Origin of the sequence: Pseudomonas sp. TAE6080, assembly GCF_018732265.1 — a bacterium.
In the GTDB taxonomy this organism is placed as follows: domain Bacteria; phylum Pseudomonadota; class Gammaproteobacteria; order Pseudomonadales; family Pseudomonadaceae; genus Aquipseudomonas; species Aquipseudomonas brenneri.
In genome coordinates, this window is sequence record NZ_JAHIDY010000019.1 from 94,889 (window position 1) to 120,832 (window position 25,944).

A 25,944-nucleotide genomic window follows, 5' to 3' on the forward strand; every position below is an offset into this window, starting at 1 on the left:
ATTTCTACCCGACCCTAACGTTTATACCCCATCAGCACCCAGGTGCTGATGGGGTAATTAAGTTGGCCCAGAAGGCCATCCATAGGGTCGTTCCCGCCGACGCTTTGGCTTTGCTGTCGGCAAGTACTGCTCTTGGACTTGAACCAAGGGCGATGCCGTGTGGGTAACGCAGTGTGTCGGCTAAACCTCCAATGCCAGTGACAACCTAGAGAAGTCCTGCAAATCCCCCGAGCATGAAAAAGCCCAACTCGCTAAAGTTGGGCTAAGTCATTGAAAAATATGGTCGGGACGGAGTGATTCGAACACTCTACCCCTAGCACCCCATTCAGTTATGCATTATGCATCCCTGGTTCGCGCTGCGCCCCTATAGAATCCTCAAACCCAGTAAAACAAGGCCTTTGAGCGCTTCACTCTTCCAACGACCTCTATCCTGATCTACCCTTAGCTGACGAATTAGTGGGAGTAAATGTGGGAGTAAACTTATCAGGAGGTTGATTATAGCCAAGCTCACTGCCAAGGAATTGGAAGCACTGACCGAGCAGGATGTCGGCATCATCATACGCGACGAAGGCAGCCTCGCGGGCAGGGTTTCACTCCGCAAAAAAGGTATCGCCATCCCCTTTTACTTCCAGTTTCGCTGGGAAAGGATTTACACCCGCTTCTCGTGTGGTACCTGGCCAAACAAGTCGTTGACCGAAATCCGCAAGGAGCGCAACGAAGCACGAGACCTTGTAGCAAAAGGGATCAATCCTAATGAGAACAAGCGCGCAGGGAAGGTCAGACTGAAAGCGGAGCTGGCTGCACAACTCGCAGAAGCCGATCAGCAAAAATCTATGGAGCTAACGCTGCTAGACCTAGCGGGAGAATGGCTTCGCGATGGTGTGGCACGAAAGGATGGTAATGCCGAGCTACGGAGAAAATTCGCGAAAGATCTTTACCCCGCCGTTGGCTCAAAAGTCATCAGTACAGTCAGTGAGCATGACCTGCGGGGTCTGGTGCGTTCCGTCATGGCTCGCGGCGCTACTCGCCAAGCCATTAGTCTTTTTTCGGATATCGTTCAGATGTTTGGATGGGCCCAGAAACGACAGCCATGGCGAACACTGCTGATCGACGGAAATCCAGCAGACTTGGTCGAAATCGATAAGCTTGTACCCAGTGACTACCAAGAGGAACGTACTCGGACCCTCTCCTCCACCGAACTTCAAGAATTACACCAACGCTTTCAGAAAATGACTACCGACTATGCAGCGCTACCTGCCGGCGAGAAGTACGGTGGAATTCGCCCCCTGAAACCAGAGTCCCAACTTGCGCTTTGGATCTGTTTGGGAACGTTATGCCGGATCGGTGAACTGCTTCAGGCCGAATGGAAGAATGTCGATCTGGAGAACCATACCTGGTTCATCCCGAGCGGGAACGTCAAAGGCAGCCGGCGCAAAAAACAAGACCATTATGTTTTCCTCTCACCCTTTGCCCTGCACTTCTTTCAGGAACTCAAGACCATGACGGGCGATACTCAATGGTGCTTTCCGAACAAGCAGGATGATGGGCATGTGGACGTGAAAGTGGTGAGTAAGCAGGTGGGTGACCGCCAGGCCCGATTCAAAAACCGCAAAGCCCTCTCCAGACGTCGCCATGACGATACACTGGTGCTTGCCGACGGCCAGAATGGCGACTGGACACCGCATGACCTACGCCGCACAGGTGCGACCATGATGCAGGCCTTGGGGGTCAGCCTGGACGTCATTGATCGATGTCAGAACCATGTGCTTGCCGGCTCCCGGGTGAGGCGACACTATCTGCATCACGATTATGCCGAAGAGAAGAAACGCGCCTGGAATCTGTTGGGTGATCGACTCGGTGCCGTGTTGTCCTCAACCTACGAACACCCACCGACCGAGTCGATGATGTCTTTTCCAGCGTACGCGGCTACAGAGACATGGTCACCTTCATAGGTCTACCGTTAATCAGCGATTCCACTGGTAACCACGGTGAATTTCCGGCTGAACTCGAAGACCTCGCAGACCCCCGTGTGCCCAGCCGGAATCGATACGGCATCCCCCGCAACCATTTCGAACCTCTCACCAGTGTCCATAGTGATTGCGATACGACCTTCGATCAGCACAAAAGCCTCATCGTTTTCGAAGCGCCAATGAAACTTCGCAGGACGAGAGGTGAAGAACGCCACGGACTTGTGCGGGGTTTTCACGCCAACGGTTCGCAAGAGCTTCATCCGAGTGTCCGGATTGCCCTCGATCACATCATTGCCCAGCGGGTACTCAAGCCATCCATCGGGAGTGTCCAACGATGCCAGAACTACAGAATCGATCGGATTGGGGAGCTTAGGACGAGCAGTCATCTTTTCGGTGCCTCGTAGCGGAATAGGTGGATGTACGACTATGACAAGTGGCATAGTCGAGCCTGAGGCTACACCATAATATGACAGATGGCATAATTTATTAAGATGACTACTTCCACTCGTGACCGAATGATCGTCGGCGCTGCGGATCTACTGCGCCGCAAGGGGATGACTGCAACCAGCATGCGCGAGGTCGTGCGCCACTCGAACACGCCACGCGGCTCCATCACCCACCACTTCCCTGGCGGTAAGCGCCAACTGCTCGAAGCAGCCGTGGAGCACGCCGGCCGGGAAGTCAGCGAGCCGCTGGCACAGCTGCTGAGCAAACATGGCCCTGTGAAAGGCATGGAGCTCTTCGTTGCCTTGTGGCGAAAAACGCTTGAAGAGACAGCCTTCCAAGCCGGCTGTGCAGTGCTGGCCGTGGCGGTTGAGCAGTACTCTTCCGACCAGCGCGGCGAGCCTGAACCGGAGCTCGAAGCTCAGATCCAGCTGCAGTTACTGGATCAAGCCAACGCTATCTTTGGTGAGTGGCAGGAGATTGTCGGCCGGTCGCTGCAGGAGGCCGGAGTGACCGACGTTCGCTCACGCAGCCTGGCGCTGCTGGCCATTGCCTCTATCGAGGGCTCTGTTGCCCTGTGCCGAGCCGCGCGCAGCGCGGCACCGCTCGACCTTATCTGGCAGGAAGTGAAACGGAGTTTTGCACGGGAACTGGCCTAGCCACCAGCACCCGCGGGCTCCAGCTGCCGCAGTCCACGCTCAGTGACCGCATCTATGTATCTCGGATCGCCATAGATACGAGCCAGCAGAATAGCCCCTTCGAAATCAGCCACCAGCTGTCGCGCCAGATTCTGCGCGTCCTCCTGGCTGTGCCCGACGCTGTAGAGCTTGAAGAATGCGGCGGCCCAGTCATCCATGAAGTGCCGAATCGGCTTCATGAGATCGACCTTCCCATAAGCGGCATCGACTGCCACAACACCCATCAAGCATCCAATCGAGTCGTCCTGGAAGAGTTTCTTTGCCTTGCGCCCCATGCTTGTGAGTCGCTCCTGAGGAGTCAGGCTTTCATCGAAAGCGATGGAGAACAGCGATTGCTTCAAGCGCCCATGGGTCCACTCCAGCACATCCCTCAGAAGCGACTCCTTGTTGGGATAGTGATGGTAGAAGGACGCCTTGGTCAGCCCGCAAGCAACCGACAAGGCATCCATGGTGGTGCCGTGGTAGCCGAGACGCTTAAAAGTGTTGGCGCAGCGCTGCAGCAGTTCATCGCGGGATACTTTCAATGGGCGCACGGGGTAAACCTGCTCTCGATAATCCTCGCTGATTCTACGTCATAAGCCTTGCTGCAACAATTTGACGGTTACCGAATGTTTGTTTAGTTTCAGCTAACCGAACATTCGGTAAGTATCTTCAGCTTGGAAAAAACCAGGCAGCCCCTCATAAAGTCAGGAGAAGCTCTCATGAGCGAAGCAAACAGCGGTCCGGGTCGCGTCACTCGAGAGCAGCGTGGTCATCTGTTCCTTATCGGCCTCGACCGGGCCGGCAAACGCAATGCTTTCGACAGCGCCATGCTCAATGACTTGGCCCTGGCCATGGGTGAATTCGAGCGCAACGATGAAATGCGCTGCGCCGTCGTGTTCGCCCACGGCGACCATTTCACGGCAGGCCTTGATCTAATGGAGCTGACGCCGAAGCTGGCTTCGGGCGGCTTCAAGTACCCGGACGAGGGTATCGACCCGTGGGGTGTCTCGAAGCCGCGCCGCACCAAACCAGTGGTCCTCGCCGTGCAAGGCACCTGCTGGACCGCGGGCATCGAGCTGGTGCTCAACGCCGACATCGCAATCGCCGCCAGCAACACCCGCTTCGCTCACCTGGAAGTACTGCGCGGCATTCCGCCATCTGGCGGTTCCACCGTGCGCTTTACCCAAGCTGCCGGCTGGACCGATGCCATGCGCTACATGCTGACCGGTGAAGAGTTCGGTGCTGACGATGCTCTGCGTATGCGTCTGCTGACAGAGGTCGTTGAGTCCGGCCAAGAGCTGGTGCGCGCCATCGAGTACGCCGAGCGCATCGCCAAAGCCGCACCGCTGGCCATCAAGGCCACCCTGCAGTCTGCCTTCCAGGCGCGCGACGAGGGTGACGATGCTGCGCTCTCCAAGCTCAACGAACTGCTGTTCACGCTGATCAAGAGCGAAGACGTGCGTGAAGGCGTCATGGCGATGATGCAGAAGCGCGAACCGGTGTTCAAAGGTCGTTAACCAATAAGGCAGGGGCAAGAGATGCTGCAGTACCAAGCACCACTGGAGGAGTTCAACTTCCTCGCTCACAAGGTTCTTCGACTTTCAGAGCTGTTGCCTCTGCTGCCAGAGCACCACCATATCGACGCCGACCTGTTCAGGGCCACTCTGGAGGTCGGTGCCGAGCTCACCCAAGAGCAACTGCTGCCCTTGAACGGCAGCGGCGATGCCGAGGGTTGCAGGCTTGAACAGGGTGGGGTCAAAACCCCACAGGGCTTCAAGTCAGCTTACCGCCTGTTTCAGGAGAACGGCTGGCCTGCTCTGACGGTCCCACTGTCCATTGGGGGGCAAGGTTTCCCAGGAACGGCAGGTGTCTTTTTTGACGAGATGCTCGCCTCCACCAACCTGTCTTTCAGCATTTTCGCCAACGTGCGCGAAGGTGTTCTCCGTTGTGTCGACCGATTCGGCGATGAGCGGGTTCGATCCCTGTTTTCCGACAAGCTAGCCAGTGGCGAATGGCTTGGCACCATGTGCCTTACCGAGCCTCAGGCTGGCAGCGATCTTGGTTTGATTCGCACGACTGCAGTCACACAGTCGGACGGCTCCTACCTCCTGAGTGGAACCAAGATATTCATCTCGAACGGCGATCACGACCTGACCGAGAACATCGTTCACCTGGTGCTCGCCAGAACGGAAGGGGCCCCGGCAGGTACTGGCGGCCTCAGCCTATTCGTCGTGCCGAAATACCAATTGGAGGTTCCTGCCTCAGCCAACGGGGTGTCGGTCATCGCGCTTGAGCACAAGCATGGCATTCGTGCCAACGCCACATGCGCCCTGGCATTCGAGAATGCCAGGGGCTACCGCGTCGGCGAATTGAACCGTGGCCTTGCCTGCATGTTCCTGCTGATGAACAGCGCACGGCTCGCCGTCGGTGTCCAAACCGTAGGTTTGACCGAGGTCGCTTACCAGAACGCGCTGCGCTACACCCAGGAGCGCTTGCAAGGCCGCGCGCTGAATGGTGCCACGCACCCCGATCAACCCGCTGACCCTCTGTTAAGTCATATTGGCGTCAAGTCGAGCCTTGTTCAGCAGCGGCTGTTTATTGAGCCAGCACGCTTGCTCTGCGCCTGGGTCGGCACCCTGCTTGATGAAGCGCGTTGCCACCCGGATGACGCGCGACGTAAGCAGGCCTCACAGCTGGCAGAGTTGTTGACCCCCATCGTCAAGGGCTACCTGTCTCAGCACGCGGGTACACATATCTCGTCCGCTCTCCAGCTGTTCGGTGGGCACGGTTACATCGTCGAAACCGGCATGGAGCAGCTGCTGCGCGATGCGGCCATCTGTCCGATCTATGAAGGCACAAACTACATCCAGTCTCTGGACTTGCTGGGGCGCAAGACCCTGAGCGATCAGGGACAGCGCTTGGGGATCTTCCTCAGCCACATCCCCGCGCTAGCCGAGCGTCTGCGCCAGCGTCCAGGACTGGAAGGGGTCGTCACGACCTTGGCGTCATGGGGGGCCGAGTTCGAACCATTGGTTCAGCAACTATCGGTCGATACGGTTTTCAACCGGGACGTTGTGGGTTTGGTTGCGCCGGACTTCCTTGAACTGCTGGGTACCGTTGTTTTTGGCTATTTGTGGGCATGGATCGCGGATGCCGCCGCGCCGTCAACTTCTGATGAAAAATTCCTCAGAAGCAAACCTGCCCTGGCCCGTCTGTATTTTTCCGAAGCCGAAGTACGTGTTCCTTCACTTATCGAAAAGCTGAAGCGCAATGCATCGCGTCTTGGGCTGCTCGAACAGATCCAACTCTGCTAGGGCGGACCACAGATGAATCGTTCAAATAAAAAAGATAATGAGAAACTGAAGTTAGTCAGTACCCGGCAGAGTGGCAGCGAGCTTGCTGACCTTGGGGTTTGCACCATAGAAGAGCTGCTGCAGCGTAGCGCTATGAAAACGCCTAAAGCCCCGGCCGTGTCGGCAATGGGTGCCAACATAAGCTACGAGCGATTACAGAATCTGAGTGCTGCGGTAGCGACCTGGTTGATCAACCAGGGGCTGCAACCGGGAGCTCGGGTTGCAGTCGCTTTGCCGAACATGCTCGCCCATCCGGTGGCGTGCCTGGGAATAATCCGGGCGGGTTTGATCGCCGTCTGTGTGAACCCTTTGTATACGCCGCAGGAGCTGGCGCAGGTTTTCAAGGACAGTGAAGTCAAAGCTGTATTTCTCTTCGAACCCATGGGCCAGGGTGTCCAGCAGGCCATGCTCAAGGCCGGTGTAAGTATTGCTGTGCAAGTCGCCCCAGGTGATCAACTAGGCTGGCGACGGACATTGGTTAATTGGGTAGCTCATCGACGCTTGGGTAGTAAGTTCACCCGCATAGAAGGAGCCGTCGACTGGCGCAAGGTCGTAGCGACTCGTGCGACCAAACTAAGTCAACGCGCGCCCATTACAGCCGAGCAGACGGCCTTCATAATCTATAGCGGTGGCACTACAGGGCAGCCCAAAGGAGTGCCCATCAGTCATCGGGCTTTGCTGTTCAACGTTGGCCAACAGCATTCGGCTCTGCGTCCGCATCTTTTAGGCAGGGCCGAGCCGGATTACGTGTTGCTGCTCGCGGTGCCGCTCTACCACATTCTCGGCCTGGGCAATCTGCTCTTCACCCTGACCAAAGGCGGTAAAGCGGTATTGGTGATGAATCCACGCGATACCACGGCGTTTGTCAAAGAGTGGTCCCGGCACCGCATAAGCAGTTTCCCCGGCGTCAACACCCTCTACAACTCGCTCCTGGAGAACGAAGAATTTCACTCGCAGGACTTCACGGACCTCGCTCTCTGCCTCGGTGCGGGCATGCCGGTCAGCGAGTCCACGGCCAAGTTCTGGCACCGGATCACTGGCTGCCATATCACCGAAGCCTACGGTATGACTGAAACCGGACTGATTTCCTGCAACCCGGCCGGACGCTCCCGCCCCGGCTCGGTAGGTTTGCCAGTAGCGGGAATTGAAATTTCCCTACGAAGCGAGAATGACGACGAGGTCACCGTCGGTGCCGGCGAGATATGTGTGCGCAGCCCCGCCATCATGGCCGGTTACTGGCGACGGCCCGAAGAAAACGCGTCTGCATTCACCAGCGATGGCTTCTTCCGCACGGGGGACATCGGTCTCTTCGACCCGGACGGCTATCTGCGCCTGGTCGACCGCAAAAAGGAAATGATCATTTCCTCGGGATTCAAAGTCTTCCCTTCGGAGATCGAGCGAGTTCTGAATGCTCACCCCGGGGTGATGGAGTCGGCGGTCGTGCCGGCTCCTGACGAGAAGGCCGGAGAAATACCCATCGCCTACGTCGTTCGTCGCCAACCCTATCTGGATGAGGCCCACGTGATCGCACACTGCGAAAAGTATCTAGTCAGCTACAAGCGTCCCCGCCGCATCATCTTCCGAGACGACTTGCCCAAGAGCAATGTGGGCAAGATTCTCCGAAAAGAACTGGTTGGCGCAGAACAGCAGGAGTGCTCTGAATGACTCTGCCTAATTCAGCCGCCACCTTCTCGGTGATTGATCAACTGACGCTAGTGGCCGACGACGGCTACCGCCTCGCCGCCACCCGCTATTCAGCACAGGGCAATCTGAAGGGCAACCTGATCATGGCCGGTGCGACCGGTGTGCAACAGCGTTTCTACCGCCGCTTCGCCGAGCATGCCAGTAAACAAGGCTTCAACGTCCTGACTGTCGATTACCGAGGTATCGGAGAGTCCAGGCCCACATCCCTGAAAGGTTTCGAGATGTCCTACCTGGACTGGGGCTTTCGCGATCTGGCAGCAGCCGTTGAGCACATGGACGATGGCAGGACTCCGCTGTTCTGGGTCGGCCACTCCTTTGGTGGGCATGCTCTGGGCTTGCTGCCCAATCATCACAAGATCACTTCTGCCTATTGCTTCGGTACTGGCGCCGGATGGGCCGGGTGGATGCCCAGGCTTGAAGCCTTCAAGGTTCGCCTGCTGTGGTCTTGTGTTCTGCCGCTGATCGTCGCGTACAAGGGCTACATGGCCTGGAGCATGCTGGGGATGGGCGATGACCTGCCGCTGGGTGTCTACAAAGACTGGCGGCGCTGGTGTGCCCACCCCCATTACTTCTTCGACGATCCCTCAATGGCTCCGGTCGCCAGCCTTTATGCAGAAGTCCGCATGCCCTGCGTCTTCGCCAATGCGGTGGATGACCCATGGGCGCCTCCTGCCTCGCGAGACGCCTTCCTCAAGGGTTATCGCAATGCTCCGTTGCTGACGCGTGATCTCCATCCCGAGACGAAAAAGCACCCCATCGGTCACATGGGGTATTTCCGGGCTTCAGCTACGGATGCCTGGGACGAGGTGCTCAACTGGTTTGCGGCGCAGAGCAACAGTACAACGACGCAAAGTCGCGCTGGCACGGGATGCCGCTGATGAGCACCACCGCGCCACGCACAGAGTTTTCTGCATCCGCCAAGGTATTCCGCTCACTGGTCGAAAGTCGGCGCGCAGTGCGACGTTTCACGGCCGAAGCGGTGCCCAAGGCGGTTATCCAGGATTGCCTGGAGCTGGCAATGCTGGCACCTAGCTCATGCAATCTGCAGCCTTGGTCTTTTCATGTCGTACGCAATCCCGATCTCCTGCAACAACTGCAGCCTGTGTGTTTGGGCCAGAGCGCTGCGAAAGCACCGCTGATCATTGCCGTGTTCGCACATTCGAACACCTGGGAACAGGCATGTGCCGATGTACTCAGGCTTTGGCCAGAACCCGCTGTGCCCAAGGCGATTGAGCATTTCTACAAGAACAGCGCCCCATTCCAGTACAACCAGGGCTGGTTGGGTTGGCGCGGTTTGCTCAAACGACAGATGGTCAGGCTGATGGGCTTCAGGCGCCCCGTCATGCGCACGCCCAATAGCCTGGAACAGATGCGACTCTGGGCCGTGAAGTCGACAGCGCTGGCGGCGCAGAACCTGATGCTGGCGTTCCAGAGCCACGGCTACAGCACCTGCCCCATGGAGGGCTTCGATGAGAAGCGTCTGAAGCAGGTGCTGCCCGTTCCGAAAGGCGCAATCCCAGTCATGCTGCTGGCGGTCGGGATGCCGGGAGAACGCGCGGTCTACAACCCACGGTTGCGCTTCCCGCTCAATCAGCGCGTGGCGTGGCATTGATCATCCGCACAGAACAATAACAAGAGGGCTAGCTGCTATGGCTTTTACCCAAATCGACTACGAGACACACGGCCCTATCAGGGTCATCCGTTTCAATCGCCCAGACAAGCGCAACTGCATTGGGCCAACCACCCACTTGGAGCTGGTGGAGGCCTGGACACGTTTCCGGGATGACCAGAGTGCTCTGGTTGCGATCATCACTGGTGCCGGCGACAAAGCTTTCTGTACCGGTGGAGACCTTGAGGCAGGATTTGACCTGGTGCCTTCCACCGCGGACGAGATTGCTGCGCACGACCGCGGCGAGCGCCCGGGTATTCTCGGACCCAGCCGTTGGACGGACATCTACAAGCCCGTGATCGCTGCTGTGAATGGCGCTGCCTACGCCGGCGGCCTGGAATGGGCCTGCTTCGCAGACATGCGCATCGCCGAGGAGCACGCCTCCTTCGGTGTGACCTGTCGCCGCTGGAACATTGGCCTGGCCGATGGCGGCAGCCAACGCCTGCCGCGCATCGTGGGGTTGGGCAGGGCAATGGAGCTGATCCTGACAGGCAAGATCATCTCGGCCTCTGAAGCCCTCTCCATTGGCTTGGCCAATGAAGTGGTCCCCAAAGGGCGCTCACTGGAGCGTGCGATGGAGCTGGCCAAATTCCTCTGTGCCCTCCCTCAACCCGCCATGTGCGCGGACAAGGAGGCCGCGATCCGCGGCTATGGTCAACCCCTGGCTGAGGGCTTGCGCATCGAGGCGGAGTGCTTCAACCGTTCCATCCATCAACCCGAGACCCGCGAGGGGCTGCGTCGCTTTCTTGAGCGCGATCATCCCGACAGACGCTCCGATGCACCAACTAAGACGCCAGGTTTGATCAGGGACTGAGGAGAACACCATGCGATTTAACCTTTTGCTTCAACTACATCTTTTCGCCGTGGCCTTCTGGCTGGGCGTCGTAGCGGTCGAGTACCTGCTTGAACGCACCCGAGCACAGAGTCGGAGTCAGGGCTTCACAGTCGCCAGGCTGCACAGCCAGATCGATCTGTTCTTCGAGATGCCCGCCTTCAGCGTGGTGCTGGTGACCGGATTGCTGCTCATCGAGCCTGCGCGCTTCGACGGCATTTATGCCCTAAAAGTTGTGGCAGGAGGCATCGCTGTTCTCGGCAATGCACTGTGCCTTGTGCCCGTACTGAAGCGACGTGCATCCGCAGAGACAGACGACCTCGCCGATGTCATTTATCAGTCCAAGCTGATCGACCGGATCTCCTTGCTGGCCATCCCGGCTGGGCTAATGGCACTCGCCTGCGGTGTCTATTTGATGGTACTTCGCTGACCCTTTGATAGGTCACGTGGGCTGCGGAGGGTTGGTCACCGACCTCTGATAGACGAGTGACATCTGCACCAGCAGAGCCATGATGGGCTATTCGCGCGTCGGTTCCCAATTGCTATTACGTACTTTACGCACCTGGTCATTCGAGGGTTTTGCCGACGCCGGTTCGACCGGTTTACTATTGTTCGGGTTGCTTCGCAATCGCGGTATGAGGGTGCTTCTTTCGGGATGAATGGGTCAGGCAGTTGCCCGATCCGGTTGATTATCAGTGCCGTTGCGTAGCATCGCCTACCAGCTTCACCGCGACGTTACCTGAGCCATTCCGGCCGGAGTCAAACGGCTACATGTTGTCAATCCGGCATCACCTCCCTTGCAATCAATGCCCCCGGATACTGAATCACCCGCCCGGCCAGCCTATGGCCTTCGGCAGCTGCATGTTGTGGAGTGCCGCCGTCCAGCCTGCTGGCGAGATAACCCGCGTTGAACGAATCGCCAGCGGCCGTGGTATCAACCAAGCTCAGTCACACGAGCAGAGAACCCCTGCTGGTCCTTGTTAAGCAATACTGCCTTGAAACTCATGAGCAATCCCCACGGATAATGATTTGATGCCTCACCACGCCGGCTTATGCTGACATGACGAAGTCAGGTAGAACGAACTGACCGAGTTCCTCAATGACCTCACCTGCGGGGCGTTGGCCGTATTTCAAATTGATGATCACATGGTTAACGCCGATCTCCTGCAAGCTGTGCAGCAGCGGGATCAGGTGATGTCGCCCCAGTTGATAGCCCAGGTGGATCGGCCGAGGTGGTGTCTGCGGGTTATCTGTCAGGTCGATGTATAGCGACTGGGTGAAGGGTTTGAACAGTTCACCACATTCGGCACGAACCGCCTTGCGCCAGTCCTCGACAATCAGCTGCTGAGTCTTCGGTGCACGCGGATAGCTGATCCAGCCATGACTGCAGCGGGCGATCCACTCCAGCGTCTGGCGGCTATGGCCGGTGACGAAGAAAGGAATTTCCGCCGTCGTCGGCTTGGGAATCAGATCGGCCCCCTCAAGCGTGCCGCCGGACCAGGTCAAAGGCACGAAACTGCTGCGCTGAACCTCGCGAAATACCTTGAGGTATTCGCGGAACAGGCTGTCGCGTTGCTCCGGGTCGACACCGAATGCCGGAAACTCTACTGGACGGTCACCGGAAGCCACGCCGAGTAACAGGCGGCCACCGCTGAGCTGATCGACACTAGTTGCGGCCTTGGCGGTGTGTAGGGGATTGCGGATTGGCAGGATGACCGACGCGGTGCCCAGCGCAATCGAGCGAGTGTGTGCCGCCATAAAACCCAGGTAGACCCAGGGATCGAAGACCTGGCCCGAATCACCGAAGCTGGGGTCGCGTAACGGCACGTCGCGAAACCAGAGGGCAGAGAAACCCAGCTTCTCGGCGCGTTGGGCCAGGTTCACTTGGTCGAGCATACTCGGCGTATCGCCGGTAAAGGCTTCGAGGGGGAAGAAAAGACCTAGGCTCAGGCGGCCTTGGCGGTAGGTGTGCTGAAAGCCAGGTTGTTGCTGATAGGGAATGGAATTCGGAGTTAACATCTTCTCTCCTACATATTTCAAAATATAGATTTTGAAGGGCTGAAAAAACGCCTGCGAGCAGGCATCAAATCAGCGCTTTCAAGGCCACCTGGAACGCCGCGATGTTCTGCTCATGGCGTTTGTAATAAGTCCAGGGACCGATGCGTTGTGAGGTCACCAGTTGCGCCCGCTGCAAGGCAGCGAGATACAGCGAGACGGTCGACTGCGACAGGCCTACCCGATCCTGGATGATGCTCACGCAGACACCGACCTGCTCAGGATCCACCTCCTGCTCGGGGAAATGATGACGCGGATCCTTCAGCCAACTGAGGATGTTCAGGCGTGTTGGGTTGTCTAGCGCCTTCAGCGCTTCGCTTACGTCGATACTCATAGGTCACGCACGATAACTATTTTTTGCTATATTACGATATGCCCGCTCAACCGACAATGCGCCGGCCCCCGAACCGTATCGCTCGGGGGCCGGCACCTCGAGCGGACTATCCGCCATAGGTCGGATAGTCGGTGTAGCCGACAGCGGTTCCGCCGTACATGCTGGCCGGATCGACCGGGTTCAGCGGCCAGCCATTGGCAATCCGCTTGGGCAGGTCCGGGTTGGCGATGAACGGACGGCCGAAGGCGACCAGATCGCCCCAGCCCGCCTCGAGCACACGCTTGCCTCGCTCGGCGGTGTATTTGCCGGCATAGAGGATGCGCCCGCTGAAGACCTCGCGCACCGCGCTGCGGAAGCTTTCCGGCAGCTCCGGTGCGTTTTCCCAATCCGCCTCGGCCAGCGACAGGTAAGCGATGCCGACTTCTTCCAGCACCTTGACCGCTTCGACATAGGTCTCGTGTGGGTTTTCTTCGACCAGGCCGAGATATACGCGGGCCTCGTCGGTGCTGGCGAACAACGGGGCGAAACGCACGCCGAGCCGGTCTTTACCGACCACCGCGGCCACCGCCTGGGTCACCTCACGGAGGAAGCGCAGGCGATTTTGCAACGAGCTGCCGTACTCGTCGTCGCGCTGATTGCTGTGCGCGGAAATGAACTGGTTGATCAGATAACCGTTGGCGGAGTGGATTTCCACGCCGTCGAAACCGGCGTCGAGGGCGTTGCGAGCGGCCTGTGCATAGAGCTGTACCAGCTCCTTGACCTCGGCGGTGGTCAGTGCACGTGGCATCGAAGGCGGCGCCAGGGCGCCGGTGCCGGGACCTGTCTCGATGAATACGCTGACGCCCTCGGCCGGGATCGCCGATGGCGCCACCGGGGCTTCGCCATTGGGTTGCAACGAGGTGTGCGAGACCCGGCCGACATGCCAGAGCTGAGCGAAGATGGTGCCGCCCTCGGCGTGTACCGCATCGGTCACTTTGCGCCAGCCGAGGATCTGTTCGGCACTGTGGATGCCCGGGGTCCAGGCGTAGCCCTGGCCGCGCGGCTCGATCTGGGTGCCCTCGGTGACCATGAAGCCGGCACCGGTACGCTGGCGGTAGTAGGTCGCCATCAGGTCATTGGGAATGTTGCCTGGCTGCGAGCTACGCGAACGGGTCAGCGGCGGCAGGACGATGCGGTTTTTCAGGCTGTAGGGGCCCAGCGTGGTGCTTTCGAAAAGAATGGAATCTTTCATGTGTAACTACCTATATATTTGCGTTTGTAGATAAATAGATGCTAGTGCCTGGACAGGCACCTCTCGAGCGCTCCGTTTAGAACAGGCCGGTGGACGTCCAAGCCCAGTCGCGTCCCTGCCGCCGCAAAGCGGCAGGGACGCGACTGGAGCGTCTTGTTGGGTTTGCTTAGCCGGGTAGCTTGGCCGCCAGGACGTCAACCTTCTCGATTGACGGCGGTTTGGCAAACAGCTCGGCAGCCTTTGCCATAAGCGCCGCTGCGACCTTGCCCGAAAGATGAGCCTGCCGACCTGCTTCATCCGGGAAGGCGTCAAAGATGCCAAAGGTGGACGGCCCCAAGCGGATTCCGAACCACGCCGTAGTGGCTGGCTCTTCCTCCACTATTGGAAGGCCATCCAAGAGAAAGTTCTCTACCTCTTTCTCTTTCCCAGGCTTTGCTTCCAGACGAACGAACAACGCTACTTTGACCATGACGTACCTCCTGTTGTTACGACGACATCACCATGCGTGACGTATTCCAGTAAGCCCAACGCGATATTCGCCGATTTGCCGCCCAGCTCCAGCGTGGCGGGGATGAAGGGGCAGCGTCGAGTCATTTCCGCAGTCGCGGGAAAGGCGACTCTGCCCTCTCCTGGTCTTTCACGAACTGCCTCTACCGAGATACCGTGACGACGATCTTGCCGAACTGCTGGTTCGATTCCATGTAACGGTGCGCTTCGACGATCTGCTCGAAGGGGAAGGTCTTGGCAATGATCGGCTTCAGCTGTCCGGCCTCGAGGCCGCGCGTGATAAAGGCTTGCGCAGGCGCCAAGCGTTGCGGATCACCGGTCAGTTCGAACAGCGTGTAGCCGCGCACGCTCAGGGCCTTGTTCATCGCTACCAAGGCCGGGAACGGCGTCTCCTGACCGCTGAGATTGCCATAGATGAAAAGCAGGCCCTGCTGACTCATCGCTTGCGCCAGTGTTTCGACTTGCGGCCCCGCGACCGGGTCGAAGGCGATGCGCGCGCCGCGGCCGTCGGTGATCCGCATTACCTCCGCGACCAGGTCCTGCTCCTCGGTGGCGATCACATGCGCCGCCCCCGCCTCGCGTAGCGCCGCCTCCTTCGCGCGCGTCCGGGTCGTCGCGATCGGAATGGCGCCGACGCTGTTGGCGATCTGGATCGCGGCCAAGCCGACGCTGCTCGAAGCCGCCGTGATGATCACCGCATCACCGCGCTTGAGTTGGGCAATCTCGATCAGTGCGCCATAGGCGGTCAGATACTGCATCCAGATCGCCGCCCCCTTCACCGCGCCGACGCCCGCCGGCCGCTTCAGAACCCCCGTGGCCGGCACGATCGCCTGCTCGGCATAGACGCCAAACTTGTTCATGGAAAAAGCCGGAATCACGCTGACCGCTTCGCCAACCTCGAAGCCGTGAACGCCGCTGCCCAGCGCCTCGACGATGCCGGAAGCTTCGTAGCCGAGCCGGGCCGGCAGATGCGTCGGCTCCAGGTACACACCCGAGCGGAACATGGCTTCCGCGCGATTCAGGCCGATCGCCTCGACGCGGATGCGCAGCTCGCCGGAGCCCGGAGCGCCAACTTCGAGCTCTTCGATCTGCAAGACTTCGGGGCCGCCGATCTGATGAAAACGGACAACACGGGTCATTTTGGGTCTCCTTCTATTGAGGGATGGGAGCAGCGAGCCAGCCCTTGGCTGGCGCAGGTTAGCCGCCCCGCGCGTTACAACGTCGCTTCGGTCTGTGTGTCCGGTGCGTGGCTACTTCACGGACATGCAAATGCTATTCGCCATATATAGATTTGTAAATATGTAATTTTAATAATTTTATGCCCGTCCCTGCTCCCCCTATCTACGCTGCCTATGAACTCTCCCTGTCGAAAAAAATGCTGCCATCCGCTAAGTGCGCCACGGCGTGGTTCGCTCTTCGCCGGTCATCTGGGTCGCCTATGTAATCATGCCGTTATTTGCGCTCGCCAATGCCGGCGTAAGCCTTGATGGCGTCAATCTGGCCAATGAAGGCTCTTTGACGGTCATGCTCGGTGTGTCGTTGGCACTGCTCCTGGGCGCAAGAGCGCCAGCTATTCAGCCCAGCAGGTTTGCCTCACTCGGACGGCCGGGTACCTGGCAAACCTTCGGCTACTTTCATGCACGAAGGCAAACGCATGACAAACACCCACACTGACCACCACAGCCCGTGGTCTGTCTTTCTCATCTTTCTGCGCCTTGGACTGAGCTCCTTCGGCGGCCCCATCGTGCACTTAGGCTATTTCCGTGACGAGTTCGTCACACGACGGCGCTGGTTGTCCGAACGCAGTTATGCAGACTTGTTGGCACTGTGCCAATTCCTGCCAGGGCCTGCAAGCAGTCAGATCTGGATGTTATCGATCGGTGCCAAAACCATGTACTGGCCGGATCTCGGGTGAGACGTCACTACCTGTATCATGATTACGCCGAAGAAAAGAAGCGCGCTTGGAACCTGCTGGGTGATCGACCCAGTGCAGTTTTGTCCTCCACTTACGATCATCAACCGACCGAATCAATGATGTCTTTTCCAGCGTACGCCGCCACTGGATCACTACCACTTTCATAAGCCGGCATCATTAGTGCTGAGTTCTCATAGATTCGTAGATTACGTCCATGCAGCGACCCAGCACTTCATTAAACAACCAGCGAAAGAGATCGCTGTCGCGAAAACGGCCGTGTGGATTTTTAAAACGTCGAATGATTGGGTATTTCATCTTCAAGGCTCAACCGGCAGAACCAGCGATACGCCATATTCAATGGGCCTTCGCACAATCGCGGCTCTGAGCGAATGCCGTAGCAATAGCCCACGTCCAGCATGCAGATCATCAGTTCAAGATCAATCGACGGACGGACGGCCTATCTAGCTATAGAAATCCGCGAGAAGCGGACATCTAGCGTGAAATCCACGACTGCCATTCTTGGGTCGTGTTTCCCCCGGAACTCGTACCAGAGCCAGTCAAAACTTTGTGGGATAACACATCCAGACAGTGCTCACAGTTTCCTTGGGTGTCCCAGGATCGCGCGTGGATATCGACTGTACTGACCGTGCTAACAAGCAAGGTCAAGCTCCTGCAAAACCTTCCCCCCACTAAGTAGTGGGGTGCAGCCGCGAGGGGGGGGGGCTGAGCAGAAGACCCACAGTGACCGCGCACGGGTCCTGGGGTTAAGCCTGATGTTGGCACGCAGGGCTGGGGCGAACGCAACGCTATAGGAGCTTCCAGGTATAACTGAGGACGACGCGATACTCGTCAATATCAGTTCTGTAATTAGACCGCGCTACCGCGTCGCGAAGCCTGATGCCGAATCCCTTGACAGGCCCGCTCTGGAAAACATAAGACATATCGATATCGCGTTCGCTGTCTTTACCTTCATAGCCGCGCCCTGTCTCAACGTTGTTCCCCACGACGTATCTAGTCGAAAACAGCAGGCCCGGTACCCCCACCGCCGCAAAGTCATAGTCGTAACGCACCTGATAAGACACCTCGTCTTGTGATGAAAAGTCATAAGTGGGCAGTTCATTGGCCAAGGGCGCAATATTGGCGAACACCCGGGGGAACGCGGTGTCACCGTACATTCTTTGGTACCCTACGGTCACAGCATGCCCGGACCTTGCCACCCCGAGTGTGCCATACAGAGCGCGGTTATCGACCTTCCCGATTAGGTGATCACCATCTTCAACAGCATCATACTGTGCCAACGTACCGCTTAGGGATGGTCTGAAGTAGTTGTGTATTTCTGGCTGACTTCAGCCCCTGCCGATTTTAAAAGCGGCAAATCGATCAAAAACGCTCAGATCACCCGCTTATTTCTGTGTTTTTAGCCGCCGCGAGCACCTCGCGGCAGCCATTTTCCACATTACAGGCGCACCTCTCCTGCATTCGCCAGTAAATGTCGGCGCGCCATCCACAGGTTCGACAGCGCGAACAGCGTCATCAGTTGCGCCGTGTTCTTCGCCAGACCACGGAAGCGCACCTTCACATAACCGAACTGGCGCTTGATCACCCGGAACGGATGCTCGACCTTGGCTCGTACCTGAGCCTTGGCCTTCTCAATCTTGCGCTTGGCTTTGTACAAAGCACTGCGCTTATCAAGCTTCTTGTAAGTACTACGGCGGGCGGCGATCTGCCAGATGACCCCCCGGCCTTCATGTTCAGGGCGTTTCTCGACGCCGGTGTAACCCGCGTCGGCACCGACCATGTTCTCATCGCCGTGCAGCAGCTTATCGACCTGGGTGACATCGGCCACGTTGGCCGCCGTGCCCACCACGCTGTGCACCAAGCCCGACTCATCATCGACACCGATGTGCGCCTTCATGCCGAAGTGGTGAGTCGGCCGCGGGAACTGCCCCCGCAGCCGCTCGCAGAACCGTACGTGACACTCTCGCGTCATACGGCTCCCGTTATCCAACCTTGCTGCCCGGTCACTCGCCAGTGATGAAACAGCCGGGGTACCACAGTCCGCATCTTGTCCAGCCATTGGCTAATGCGCCGCTTGCGCCTATGAAGAGCCTTGTATTTTCGTCGGGCCCAGCGTTCAAGCGCGCGGTCAATGTGCTGGAAGATGCCAAGCATGGCTGTCCGATAGAACGAGCCATAGTATTGCGACCACCCCTGTATCACTGGATTGTAGAGCCGAGCCACGTCGACCAGCGTCACGTGGGTTTGGCGATTGAGTCGCCACCTGCGTACCGCTTGCCGCATCCGCTTTAAGGCATCCGCACTCGCTCCCGGAAGGAAGCTCGTGAAGAGCTGGTCTTGTTTGCTGAGCGCCTTCCTCGGCCTAAAGGTGAAGCCGAGGAAGGTAAAGCTCACATGCGGATAACCTGCGCGACGGTTACTGTCCTTGCAGTACACGACCTTCGATTTCTCGGGGTGCATCGTCAAGCCACAGGCAGCCAGCCGTGAAGCAATGGAGCGCATCACGTACTCCGCTTGCTTTCGACTGCGGCAGTGCACCACCGCATCATCGGCGTAGCGGGCAAACGGGCAGTTGGGGCTGGTACGTTGCATCCAGGTGTCGAAGGCATAGTGCATGAACAGATTCATCAGGAGGGGACTGATCACTCCACCTTGCGGGGTGCCGCGTTCGCGTCGGACGCGCATACCGTGATCCGTTTCGAACGGCGCAACCAGCCACCGCTCGATGTACAGAAGTATCCAGTCCTCCTTGATGTGCAGGCGCACCGCCTTCATCAGCAACCCATGATTGATCTGATCGAAGGCTGCCTTGATATCAAACTCCACCACCCAGTCGTATCGCCAGCAGCGCTCACGCGTGATCGCCACCGCCTGCTTCGCTGATCGTCCCGGCCGGTACCCATAGGAGTCCGAGTGGAAGATCGAGTCCAGCTCCGGCTCGATGAGAAGCTTGACCACGGTTTGCGCGACACGATCACCAACCGTGGGCACTCCCAGCTTGCGCGTGCCTCCCGATGCCTTGGGAATTTCTACTTGCTTGACCGGAGGCGGGAAGTACGACCCCGACGACATCCGATTCCACAGCTTGTAGAGATTCTTAGACAGATCCCGCTCGAAATCGGCGATGGTTTCATCGTCGATGCCGGCAGCACCGCGGTTGGCCCTGACCTGCTGGTAGGCGTCCCATACCGTGCGTTTCGCTATGTCATAAGGTTTCGCCGAGCTCACGCCACTCATCCCCGGAGGTTGGCAACGCTCGTCGGCCGGATAACGCCGCCCCTTCGCTCCACCTCCATTACAGAGGCTTCATCGCTACTACGGGAGGCTCCGCCCCTCGTTCCAGCATCGGTATTCTTCCTCATGGTGTTGGCCATTTGTCATTTTCCTTCGCATCTGGAACAAGGTTCTCACGTTCCGTACCAAAGCCTGTATGAAGATCATGCCGCCTATACACCGGCTGCCATCGGGTCCGTAAGCAGGTAACGCCCCGACTTGTCCTGAAGCCAGTACTCCACCTCAGTTTCGGCAGCACCTTGGGCATAACGATGCGTCATCGGACGGTTTGCTTTCGCTCATCTTCTCCATACTCACCTGCCATCCTCAGGGATGACTTTTCCTCGGTCGCTCACCACCACACCTTTTGGATGCCGCAGCACCGGGTGGTTTGAAGTCCGCTCCTGCAAGCCGACTTCGGAAGGCCTACTTCCATCTTCGGCACAGCAGCACAGGTCATCTGACCTGTGTTCGTGACACACAGTACTGGTTACCCTTCTTGGTCTGATGCATTTCCGGGTCGCGCTTACCGTCCTTGTTCTTGGTCGAACTCGGCGCATTGATCAGCGTGGCATCGACGATCGTGCCTTGGCGCAGCGACAGCCCTCGGTCGCCCAGATAGCCATTGATGACAGCCAAGATGCCGGCGGCTAGTTCGTGCTTCTCCAGCAAACGACGGAAGTTGAGGATGGTGGTTTCATCGGGGATACGCTCCAAGCTCAGCCCCGCGAACTGGCGCAGGATGGTGGTCTCGTACAGCGCCTCTTCCATCGCTGGATCGCTGTAACCGAACCAGTTTTGCATCAGGTGCACGCGCAGCATCGCCATCAGCGGATAGGCCGGACGACCGCCTTCACCCTTGGGATAATGCGGCTCGATCAAGGCAATCAAACCCTTCCACGGCACCACCCGATCCATCTCGATCAGGAACAACTCTTTGCGGGTTTGTTTGCGCTTACCGGCGTACTCGGCGTCGGCGAAGGTCATCTGCTTCATCGGGAAACTCGGTGGGTGGAATCCGGGTATTTTGCCAAAATCTGGAAGTCTTCTTCAGAGTTTCCCTAGCATTAAGCTGGGCGCGACAACAGACGTCTAGTTGGGCGGCACCTGAAGGTTTCGACCAGCCACATAACGGCCTAGGTCAATCGACGGGCAAGAATAGAATGTCTCCTATAGTCCGCTAGTGTGCGCTCTCTTGCTTGGATGGCATTACGTTCTGGCCCAACGTTACTGTAGCGAATCCGCAGCAGTATCAATCAAAGCCTCCTGTATCCCGCGTGAAGAAAGACGCTACGTTGCGCCCGTTCTTCCACGGCTTCGCTTGCCGCCCCGCTACGGCAGATTCGAAGTATTCATCGAAATGTCATCCTTTAGAAGCAGTGCGGTAACAAGGAATTTCTACCCTTTGCATCGCGAACCGCAATTGTGCGGCCAGCAATATTGCGAAAGGTGATCAAATGACGCCCCATCCGATACAGGACGCCGTGCTGCGGGTCGACCGGTTGAGCGTCGTCTATCCAGGCGGCGTGACAGCCCTACGCGATACCTCGATTGCATTTCGGCGTGGTGAGTTCACCGTGCTGCTTGGTCTCTCGGGCGCAGGCAAGTCGACCTTGCTCCGTAGTCTCAATCGACTCGTCACGCCCACTGGCGGCAGTGTCACCAGCGAACTCGGTGAACTCGGCAGCGGCTCGGCCTTGCGTCAGCATCGTCGGCGTACCGCCATGATCTTTCAGCACCACCAGCTAATCGAACGTCAAAGCGCACTGGCTAATGTGCTTACCGGTCGGCTGGCCTTTCACAACACGCTCCGCTCGCTGTTTCCTCTGCCGCGTGCCGATCAGGAGATTGCGCTCAGTTGCCTCGCTCGGGTCGGTCTGGCAGACAAGGCGCTAAGCCGGGTGGACAAACTGTCCGGTGGCCAGCAGCAGCGGGTAGGCATCGCGCGTGCGCTAGCGCAACAGCCGGCGATCATTCTGGCCGATGAGCCGGTAGCCAGTCTCGACCCGGCCACTTCGGTCCGTGTTCTCGGATTGCTGCGCGACATCTGCAAGGAAGACGGCATCACCGCCATCGTTTCGCTGCATCAACTCGAATATGCCCGCCGCTTCGCCGATCGCGTCGTCGGGCTGGCCGATTCTCAGATTGTTTTCGATGCCGCGCCCTCGGAACTCACCGATGCGCAGCTTGAGCGCATCTATGCAGGCCGCTCTACGACTCAGCCAGCGAATGCTCCGGCTGAACCACCTGTCATGCTCGAACCTTCACTGGAGATGTCCCGATGAAACGCTTATCCGCGCTCTTATTGACTTGCTTGCTGTCCGCTGTTTCAAGTTTGTCCGCCCTAGCGGCCGATGCCGATCCGGATGTGCTAAAGGTTGCCCTGCTGCCGGACGAAAACGCCTCCGAGCTGATCAAGCGTAACCAGCCGCTGAAGGATTATCTGGAAGAGCATCTGGACAAGAAGGTGCAGCTGATCGTAACCACCGACTATTCCTCGATGATTGAGGCGATGCGCTTTGGCCGTATCGACCTGGCGTATTTCGGTCCGCTGTCCTACGTCATGGCCAAAAGCAAAAGCGACATCGAGCCCTTCGCTGCCATGGTCATCGACGGCAAGCCGACCTATCGCTCGGTGATTATCGCCAATGTGGCGTCAGGCGTGAATGAGTATGCCGACCTTAAGGGCAAGAAGATGGCCTATGGTGACCGGGCATCGACGTCCAGCCATTTGATTCCCAAAACCGTGCTTCTTGAGACGGCCGATTTGACGGGTGGGCAGGACTACGAACAACATTTTGTGGGCACGCATGACGCCGTTGCCGTCAACGTGGCGAACGGCAACGCCGATGCGGGTGGGCTGTCGGAGGTAATTTTCAATCACGTAGCCGAACGTGGCCTAATCGATCCGAGCAAGGTGAAAGTACTTGGTTACAGCGGCGAATACCCCCAGTACCCCTGGGCGATGCGCTCGAACCTGAGCCCCGAGCTGAAAACCAAGGTGCGGGATGTATTCGTCGGTATCGACGATCCCGAAGTGCTGCGCAACTTCAAGGCCGAGGCCTTCGCGCCAATCACCGACGCCGACTACGATGTGATCCGCAACATGGGATCGCTGCTCGGCCTCGACTTCGCCACGATGTGAGCACCGATATGTCTACTCATTACGACGTGCAGGCGCTGCCTGCAGAGCAACGCGAGCACATCCTTCGAGGCTTCGGCCTCGGTTGGTGGCGCCAGCTGGGGCAGGTGGCGATTGTATTCGGAGTGGTGCTGTTGGCCTGCTGGTACGTGGGGCTGCTCGATGCCACCACGCTGCTGAACGGGCTGCCCTCCATCGCGACCCTGGCAGGCGAGGCCATGCCGCCAGACTTTTCGGGCTATCGAAGCTGGATTCGCCCCTTGATCGACACCTTGGCGATGAGCATCGCCGGTACGGCCATCGCAGTGGTGTTCTCGCTGGTGGTGGCCTTCGTTGCAGCGCGCAATACGGCGCCGCACCCCCTTGTGTTCGGTGTTGCCCGGGTGCTGCTCAATGCCCTGCGGTCGGTGCCGGAGCTGATCATGGGCATCATCTTCGTTGCAGCCGTAGGGTTCGGCGCCTTGCCGGGCGTGCTTGCCCTGGGTCTGCATTCGGTCGGCATGGTCGGCAAGTTCTTCGCCGAGGCCATCGAGCACGTCGACGAAGCGCCGGTGGAAGCCGCTCGGGCGGCGGGGGCTACGCCGATGCAAGTGCTGCTGCACGCGGTTTTGCCACAGGTGACGCCGCAGTTCGCCGACGTGGCGATCTACCGCTGGGAATACAACTTTCGCGCCTCCACCGTGATGGGCATGGTTGGCGCCGGCGGTATCGGCTTCGAACTCATGGGCTCGCTGCGCATCATGCAGTACCAGGAGGTTGCAGCAATCCTGCTGGTCATCCTGGCCATGGTCACGCTAGTAGACGCCTTCAGTGGCGTGCTGCGCAAACGTTTCAAATAGGACAAACCATGCTGCCGAAACTCGTTATAACTCACCGAGTACACGATGAGATCCTGCAACTGCTGGCGCCACATTGCGAGCTGATGACCAACCAGACCGACAGCACGCTGACGCGCGAGGAAATTCTGCGCCGCTGCCGCGATGCTCAGGCGATGATGGCGTTCATGCCCGATCGGGTCGATGCAGACTTTCTTCAAGCCTGCCCTGAGCTGCGTGTAGTCGGCTGCGCGCTCAAGGGCTTCGACAATTTCGATGTGGACGCCTGTACTGCCCGCGGGGTCTGGCTGACCTTCGTGCCTGATCTGTTGACGGTCCCGACTGCCGAGCTGGCGATCGGACTGGCGGTGGGGCTGGGGCGGCATCTGCGGGCAGCAGATGCGTTCGTCCGCTCTGGCGAGTTCCAGGGCTGGCAACCACAGTTCTACGGCACGGGGCTGGATAACGCTACGGTCGGCATCCTTGGCATGGGCGCCATCGGACTGGCCATGGCTGATCGCTTGCAGGGATGGGGCGCGACCCTGCAGTACCACGAGGCGAAGGCTCTGGATACACAAACCGAGCAACGGCTCGGCCTGCGCCAGGTGGCGTGCAGCGAACTCTTCGCCAGCTCGGACTTCATCCTGCTGGCGCTTCCCTTGAATGCCGATACCCAGCATCTGGTCAACGCCGAGCTGCTTGCCCTCGTACGGCCGGGCGCTCTGCTTGTAAACCCCTGTCGTGGTTCGGTAGTGGATGAAGCCGCCGTGCTCGCGGCGCTTGAGCGAGGCCAGCTCGGCGGGTATGCGGCGGATGTATTCGAAATGGAAGACTGGGCTCGCGCGGACCGGCCGCGGCTGATCGATCCTGCGCTGCTCGCGCATCCGAATACGCTGTTCACTCCGCACATAGGGTCGGCAGTGCGCGCGGTGCGCCTGGAGATTGAACGTTGTGCAGCGCAGAACATCATCCAGGTATTGGCAGGTGCGCGCCCAATCAACGCTGCGAACCGTCTGCCCAAGGCCGAGCCTGCCGCATGTTGAATCCGGTCTGGCTGAAGAGCCTGGTAGCGATCGTTCAAACAGGCAGTTTTCAGAGCGCGGCGAGGGCGTTGGGGCTGGCCCAGCCGACGGTGTCGCAGCACTTGCAGAAGCTTGAAGAGCAGGTCGGCGTAACGCTGGTGCAGCGCAGTCGTAGCGGCTGCCAGCCTACCACACGGGCGCTGGCCTTCATGCCGCATGCGACCGCCTTGCTCGACATGCACGCCCGGGCGCTAGAAGCCCTGCATGGCAATCGTGAGCGCGTCGGGGCCAGCTCCAACATCGGCACCTACCTTCTCCAGCCATTCGTGCGCAACTATCTGACGACCGCAAATGAGAGGGGCGAGGTGGATCTGCGCATCGCCGCCAACCCGGATGTGGCCGACCAGCTACTGGCGGGCCAGCTCGACGCCGCGATCATGGAATGGTGGCTACCTCACCCCGACTTCGAACACCGCCTCTGGCGGGTCGAGCCGCTGGTGCTTATCGTCAGCCCCGACCATGCGCTGGCTGAAGCAGGGTGCATAGAACGTGATCGTCTGGTGGACCTGCCGATGCTGGGAGGTGAACCGGGTAGCGGTACCGGACGGCTTCTGACCGAATACTTTGGCGAACTGGGCGTGCCTCGCAGCGGTATGCAGCTAGGCAGCACCGAGGCAGTCAAACAAGCAGTGAGGGCGGGACTCGGCGTGTCGTTGGTGATGGCTTCCGCAGTACAAGACGAAGTTCGCAGTGGCGCGCTGGTAGCTCTTCCCATCCCGGGGCTTGAAAAGCGTCTCCAACTGATCTGGCGCAAACCTCCCGGAAATCTGCACCCGCCGGGATTTGTGCGGCACTTATTGGAGGAGGCAGATCTAGCTGGATAAGGTGATGGATGGTTGCGATCCAGCGCTTGGCTTGTCAGCCTAGGGAAACTCTGAAAAAGACTTTCTGATTTGGCAAAATACCGCGACCCCACCCAC

At 58.7% G+C, this 25,944-nt stretch carries 23 protein-coding genes and 7 pseudogenes; 17 read left to right on the forward strand and 13 right to left on the reverse strand.

Annotated elements, in window-relative coordinates; all coding sequences use genetic code 11:
• Positions 1-497 precede the first annotated feature (497 nt).
• Positions 498-1,952, forward strand: coding sequence for a tyrosine-type recombinase/integrase (locus tag KL786_RS15900; RefSeq protein ID WP_032902046.1), 1,455 nt, complete (start codon positions 498-500; stop codon positions 1,950-1,952).
• Between the two features lie 8 nt (positions 1,953-1,960).
• Here KL786_RS15900 and KL786_RS15905 read toward each other — a convergent pair whose 3' ends face one another.
• A complete protein-coding gene (locus KL786_RS15905; protein WP_050587208.1) occupies positions 1,961-2,356 on the reverse strand; it encodes a cupin domain-containing protein in 396 nt (131 codons plus the stop codon).
• 129 nt (positions 2,357-2,485) lie between these two features.
• Here KL786_RS15905 and KL786_RS15910 point away from each other — a divergent pair, with 129 nt between their 5' ends.
• On the forward strand, positions 2,486-3,073 hold the full coding sequence (locus KL786_RS15910) for a TetR/AcrR family transcriptional regulator (protein WP_077748055.1): 588 nt from the start codon (positions 2,486-2,488) through the stop codon (positions 3,071-3,073).
• Here the strand turns inward: KL786_RS15910 and KL786_RS15915 are convergent.
• Positions 3,070-3,645: a TetR/AcrR family transcriptional regulator gene (locus tag KL786_RS15915; protein ID WP_032902049.1), complete on the reverse strand. Its 576-nt coding sequence runs from the start codon at positions 3,643-3,645 to the stop codon at positions 3,070-3,072. The two genes, KL786_RS15910 and KL786_RS15915, sit on opposite strands and share 4 nt — an antisense overlap.
• 168 nt (positions 3,646-3,813) lie before the next feature.
• Here KL786_RS15915 and KL786_RS15920 point away from each other — a divergent pair, with 168 nt between their 5' ends.
• The 7 genes from KL786_RS15920 to KL786_RS15950 are packed head-to-tail and all read left to right on the forward strand — an operon-like array spanning position 3,814 to position 11,082.
• Positions 3,814-4,611, forward strand: a complete 798-nt coding sequence (locus tag KL786_RS15920; RefSeq protein WP_032902051.1) for a crotonase/enoyl-CoA hydratase family protein — start codon at positions 3,814-3,816, stop codon at positions 4,609-4,611.
• Between the two features lie 21 nt (positions 4,612-4,632).
• A complete protein-coding gene (locus KL786_RS15925) occupies positions 4,633-6,408 on the forward strand; it encodes an acyl-CoA dehydrogenase family protein (RefSeq protein WP_050587209.1) in 1,776 nt (591 codons plus the stop codon).
• Between the two features lie 12 nt (positions 6,409-6,420).
• The gene (locus KL786_RS15930; protein WP_032902052.1) at positions 6,421-8,112 is read left to right on the forward strand and encodes an AMP-binding protein; all 1,692 of its coding nucleotides are present in this window, start codon (positions 6,421-6,423) and stop codon (positions 8,110-8,112) included.
• The gene (locus KL786_RS15935) at positions 8,109-9,029 is read left to right on the forward strand and encodes an alpha/beta hydrolase family protein (protein ID WP_032902053.1); all 921 of its coding nucleotides are present in this window, start codon (positions 8,109-8,111) and stop codon (positions 9,027-9,029) included. Before KL786_RS15930 ends, KL786_RS15935 begins: the two co-directional genes overlap by 4 nt.
• Positions 9,029-9,763 carry a nitroreductase family protein gene (locus KL786_RS15940; RefSeq protein ID WP_215518241.1) on the forward strand — a complete coding sequence of 245 codons (735 nt, stop codon included), beginning with the start codon at positions 9,029-9,031 and terminating at the stop codon, positions 9,761-9,763. Before KL786_RS15935 ends, KL786_RS15940 begins: the two co-directional genes overlap by 1 nt.
• Before the next feature lie 37 nt (positions 9,764-9,800).
• Entirely contained in the window at positions 9,801-10,634 is an 834-nt protein-coding gene (locus tag KL786_RS15945; protein ID WP_215518242.1) for an enoyl-CoA hydratase/isomerase family protein, read from the forward strand.
• A 10-nt stretch (positions 10,635-10,644) separates the two neighbouring features.
• The gene (locus tag KL786_RS15950; protein ID WP_032902057.1) at positions 10,645-11,082 is read left to right on the forward strand and encodes a hypothetical protein; all 438 of its coding nucleotides are present in this window, start codon (positions 10,645-10,647) and stop codon (positions 11,080-11,082) included.
• Positions 11,083-11,429: 347 nt separating this feature from the next.
• On the opposite strand, the pseudogene KL786_RS15955 reads toward KL786_RS15950, so the two are convergent.
• From KL786_RS15955 to KL786_RS15980, 6 genes and pseudogenes are all read right to left on the reverse strand, one after another.
• Positions 11,430-11,594 (reverse strand): annotated as a pseudogene (locus KL786_RS15955) (PfkB family carbohydrate kinase); the annotation flags it as partial.
• 108 nt (positions 11,595-11,702) lie between these two features.
• Positions 11,703-12,671: an LLM class oxidoreductase gene (locus tag KL786_RS15960; RefSeq protein WP_044275553.1), complete on the reverse strand. Its 969-nt coding sequence runs from the start codon at positions 12,669-12,671 to the stop codon at positions 11,703-11,705.
• 64 nt (positions 12,672-12,735) lie between these two features.
• Positions 12,736-13,041, reverse strand: a complete 306-nt coding sequence (locus tag KL786_RS15965; RefSeq protein WP_017735055.1) for an ArsR/SmtB family transcription factor — start codon at positions 13,039-13,041, stop codon at positions 12,736-12,738.
• Positions 13,042-13,147: 106 nt separating this feature from the next.
• Positions 13,148-14,272: an alkene reductase gene (locus tag KL786_RS15970; protein ID WP_032902060.1), complete on the reverse strand. Its 1,125-nt coding sequence runs from the start codon at positions 14,270-14,272 to the stop codon at positions 13,148-13,150.
• A gap of 166 nt (positions 14,273-14,438) precedes the next feature.
• Positions 14,439-14,741: a putative quinol monooxygenase gene (locus tag KL786_RS15975; protein WP_032902063.1), complete on the reverse strand. Its 303-nt coding sequence runs from the start codon at positions 14,739-14,741 to the stop codon at positions 14,439-14,441.
• A gap of 181 nt (positions 14,742-14,922) precedes the next feature.
• Positions 14,923-15,918 (reverse strand): zinc-dependent alcohol dehydrogenase family protein, encoded by a 996-nt coding sequence (locus KL786_RS15980; protein WP_032902064.1) that lies wholly within the window; start codon positions 15,916-15,918, stop codon positions 14,923-14,925.
• 289 nt (positions 15,919-16,207) lie between these two features.
• Between KL786_RS15980 and KL786_RS29595 the strand changes: the two are divergent.
• The 3 pseudogenes from KL786_RS29595 to KL786_RS29600 all read left to right on the forward strand — a co-directional run.
• Positions 16,208-16,336 (forward strand): annotated as a pseudogene (locus tag KL786_RS29595) (Na+/H+ antiporter NhaA); the annotation flags it as partial.
• Positions 16,337-16,433: 97 nt separating this feature from the next.
• A pseudogene (locus KL786_RS15990) lies at positions 16,434-16,649 on the forward strand (chromate transporter); the annotation flags it as partial.
• A pseudogene (locus KL786_RS29600) lies at positions 16,643-16,861 on the forward strand (site-specific integrase); the annotation flags it as partial. The pseudogenes KL786_RS15990 and KL786_RS29600, both read left to right, overlap by 7 nt.
• 46 nt (positions 16,862-16,907) lie before the next feature.
• Here KL786_RS29600 and KL786_RS15995 read toward each other — a convergent pair.
• The 5 genes and pseudogenes from KL786_RS15995 to KL786_RS16015 all read right to left on the reverse strand — a co-directional run.
• Positions 16,908-17,145: pseudogene (locus tag KL786_RS15995) on the reverse strand (transposase); the annotation flags it as partial.
• A 355-nt stretch (positions 17,146-17,500) separates the two neighbouring features.
• Positions 17,501-18,004: pseudogene (locus tag KL786_RS16000) on the reverse strand (OprD family outer membrane porin); the annotation flags it as partial.
• 146 nt (positions 18,005-18,150) lie between these two features.
• The gene (locus tag KL786_RS16005; protein ID WP_498247407.1) at positions 18,151-18,771 is read right to left on the reverse strand and encodes an IS5 family transposase; all 621 of its coding nucleotides are present in this window, start codon (positions 18,769-18,771) and stop codon (positions 18,151-18,153) included.
• Entirely contained in the window at positions 18,681-19,949 is a 1,269-nt protein-coding gene (gene ltrA / locus KL786_RS16010; protein WP_010466266.1) for a group II intron reverse transcriptase/maturase, read from the reverse strand. Before ltrA ends, KL786_RS16005 begins: the two co-directional genes overlap by 91 nt.
• 519 nt (positions 19,950-20,468) lie before the next feature.
• Positions 20,469-20,981: pseudogene (locus KL786_RS16015) on the reverse strand (IS5-like element ISPre1 family transposase); the annotation flags it as partial.
• A gap of 461 nt (positions 20,982-21,442) precedes the next feature.
• On the opposite strand from KL786_RS16015, the gene phnC reads away from it, so the two are divergent.
• Genes phnC through KL786_RS16040 form a run of 5 tightly spaced genes read left to right on the forward strand, consistent with a single transcriptional unit; the run spans position 21,443 to position 25,848 of the window.
• Positions 21,443-22,270 (forward strand): phosphonate ABC transporter ATP-binding protein, encoded by an 828-nt coding sequence (phnC, locus tag KL786_RS16020; protein ID WP_003118432.1) that lies wholly within the window; start codon positions 21,443-21,445, stop codon positions 22,268-22,270.
• Positions 22,267-23,130, forward strand: coding sequence for a phosphate/phosphite/phosphonate ABC transporter substrate-binding protein (phnD, locus tag KL786_RS16025; protein ID WP_010466255.1), 864 nt, complete (start codon positions 22,267-22,269; stop codon positions 23,128-23,130). The genes phnC and phnD overlap by 4 nt, the downstream gene beginning before the upstream one ends.
• An 8-nt stretch (positions 23,131-23,138) precedes the next feature.
• Complete coding sequence (gene phnE, locus KL786_RS16030) at positions 23,139-23,966, forward strand: phosphonate ABC transporter, permease protein PhnE (RefSeq protein WP_010466252.1); 828 nt, start codon at positions 23,139-23,141, stop codon at positions 23,964-23,966.
• Positions 23,967-23,974: 8 nt separating this feature from the next.
• Complete coding sequence (gene ptxD, locus KL786_RS16035) at positions 23,975-24,985, forward strand: phosphonate dehydrogenase PtxD (protein ID WP_003118429.1); 1,011 nt, start codon at positions 23,975-23,977, stop codon at positions 24,983-24,985.
• Positions 24,979-25,848, forward strand: coding sequence for a LysR family transcriptional regulator (locus tag KL786_RS16040; RefSeq protein ID WP_010466239.1), 870 nt, complete (start codon positions 24,979-24,981; stop codon positions 25,846-25,848). Before ptxD ends, KL786_RS16040 begins: the two co-directional genes overlap by 7 nt.
• Positions 25,849-25,944 lie beyond the last annotated feature (96 nt).

Coding starts and splice junctions, on each gene's coding strand:
- KL786_RS15905 (WP_050587208.1), bottom strand. CDS start 2,356: ATGACTGCTCGTCCTAAGCTCCCCAATCCGATCGATTCTGTAGTTCTG.
- KL786_RS15910 (WP_077748055.1), top strand. CDS start 2,486: ATGATCGTCGGCGCTGCGGATCTACTGCGCCGCAAGGGGATGACTGCA.
- KL786_RS15920 (WP_032902051.1), top strand. CDS start 3,814: ATGAGCGAAGCAAACAGCGGTCCGGGTCGCGTCACTCGAGAGCAGCGT.
- KL786_RS15925 (WP_050587209.1), top strand. CDS start 4,633: ATGCTGCAGTACCAAGCACCACTGGAGGAGTTCAACTTCCTCGCTCAC.
- KL786_RS15930 (WP_032902052.1), top strand. CDS start 6,421: ATGAATCGTTCAAATAAAAAAGATAATGAGAAACTGAAGTTAGTCAGT.
- KL786_RS15935 (WP_032902053.1), top strand. CDS start 8,109: ATGACTCTGCCTAATTCAGCCGCCACCTTCTCGGTGATTGATCAACTG.
- KL786_RS15940 (WP_215518241.1), top strand. CDS start 9,029: ATGAGCACCACCGCGCCACGCACAGAGTTTTCTGCATCCGCCAAGGTA.
- KL786_RS15945 (WP_215518242.1), top strand. CDS start 9,801: ATGGCTTTTACCCAAATCGACTACGAGACACACGGCCCTATCAGGGTC.
- KL786_RS15950 (WP_032902057.1), top strand. CDS start 10,645: ATGCGATTTAACCTTTTGCTTCAACTACATCTTTTCGCCGTGGCCTTC.
- KL786_RS15960 (WP_044275553.1), bottom strand. CDS start 12,671: ATGTTAACTCCGAATTCCATTCCCTATCAGCAACAACCTGGCTTTCAG.
- KL786_RS15965 (WP_017735055.1), bottom strand. CDS start 13,041: ATGAGTATCGACGTAAGCGAAGCGCTGAAGGCGCTAGACAACCCAACA.
- KL786_RS15970 (WP_032902060.1), bottom strand. CDS start 14,272: ATGAAAGATTCCATTCTTTTCGAAAGCACCACGCTGGGCCCCTACAGC.
- KL786_RS15975 (WP_032902063.1), bottom strand. CDS start 14,741: ATGGTCAAAGTAGCGTTGTTCGTTCGTCTGGAAGCAAAGCCTGGGAAA.
- KL786_RS15980 (WP_032902064.1), bottom strand. CDS start 15,918: ATGACCCGTGTTGTCCGTTTTCATCAGATCGGCGGCCCCGAAGTCTTG.
- KL786_RS16005 (WP_498247407.1), bottom strand. CDS start 18,771: ATGGCTGGACAAGATGCGGACTGTGGTACCCCGGCTGTTTCATCACTG.
- ltrA (WP_010466266.1), bottom strand. CDS start 19,949: ATGAGTGGCGTGAGCTCGGCGAAACCTTATGACATAGCGAAACGCACG.
- phnC (WP_003118432.1), top strand. CDS start 21,443: ATGACGCCCCATCCGATACAGGACGCCGTGCTGCGGGTCGACCGGTTG.
- phnD (WP_010466255.1), top strand. CDS start 22,267: ATGAAACGCTTATCCGCGCTCTTATTGACTTGCTTGCTGTCCGCTGTT.
- phnE (WP_010466252.1), top strand. CDS start 23,139: ATGTCTACTCATTACGACGTGCAGGCGCTGCCTGCAGAGCAACGCGAG.
- ptxD (WP_003118429.1), top strand. CDS start 23,975: ATGCTGCCGAAACTCGTTATAACTCACCGAGTACACGATGAGATCCTG.
- KL786_RS16040 (WP_010466239.1), top strand. CDS start 24,979: ATGTTGAATCCGGTCTGGCTGAAGAGCCTGGTAGCGATCGTTCAAACA.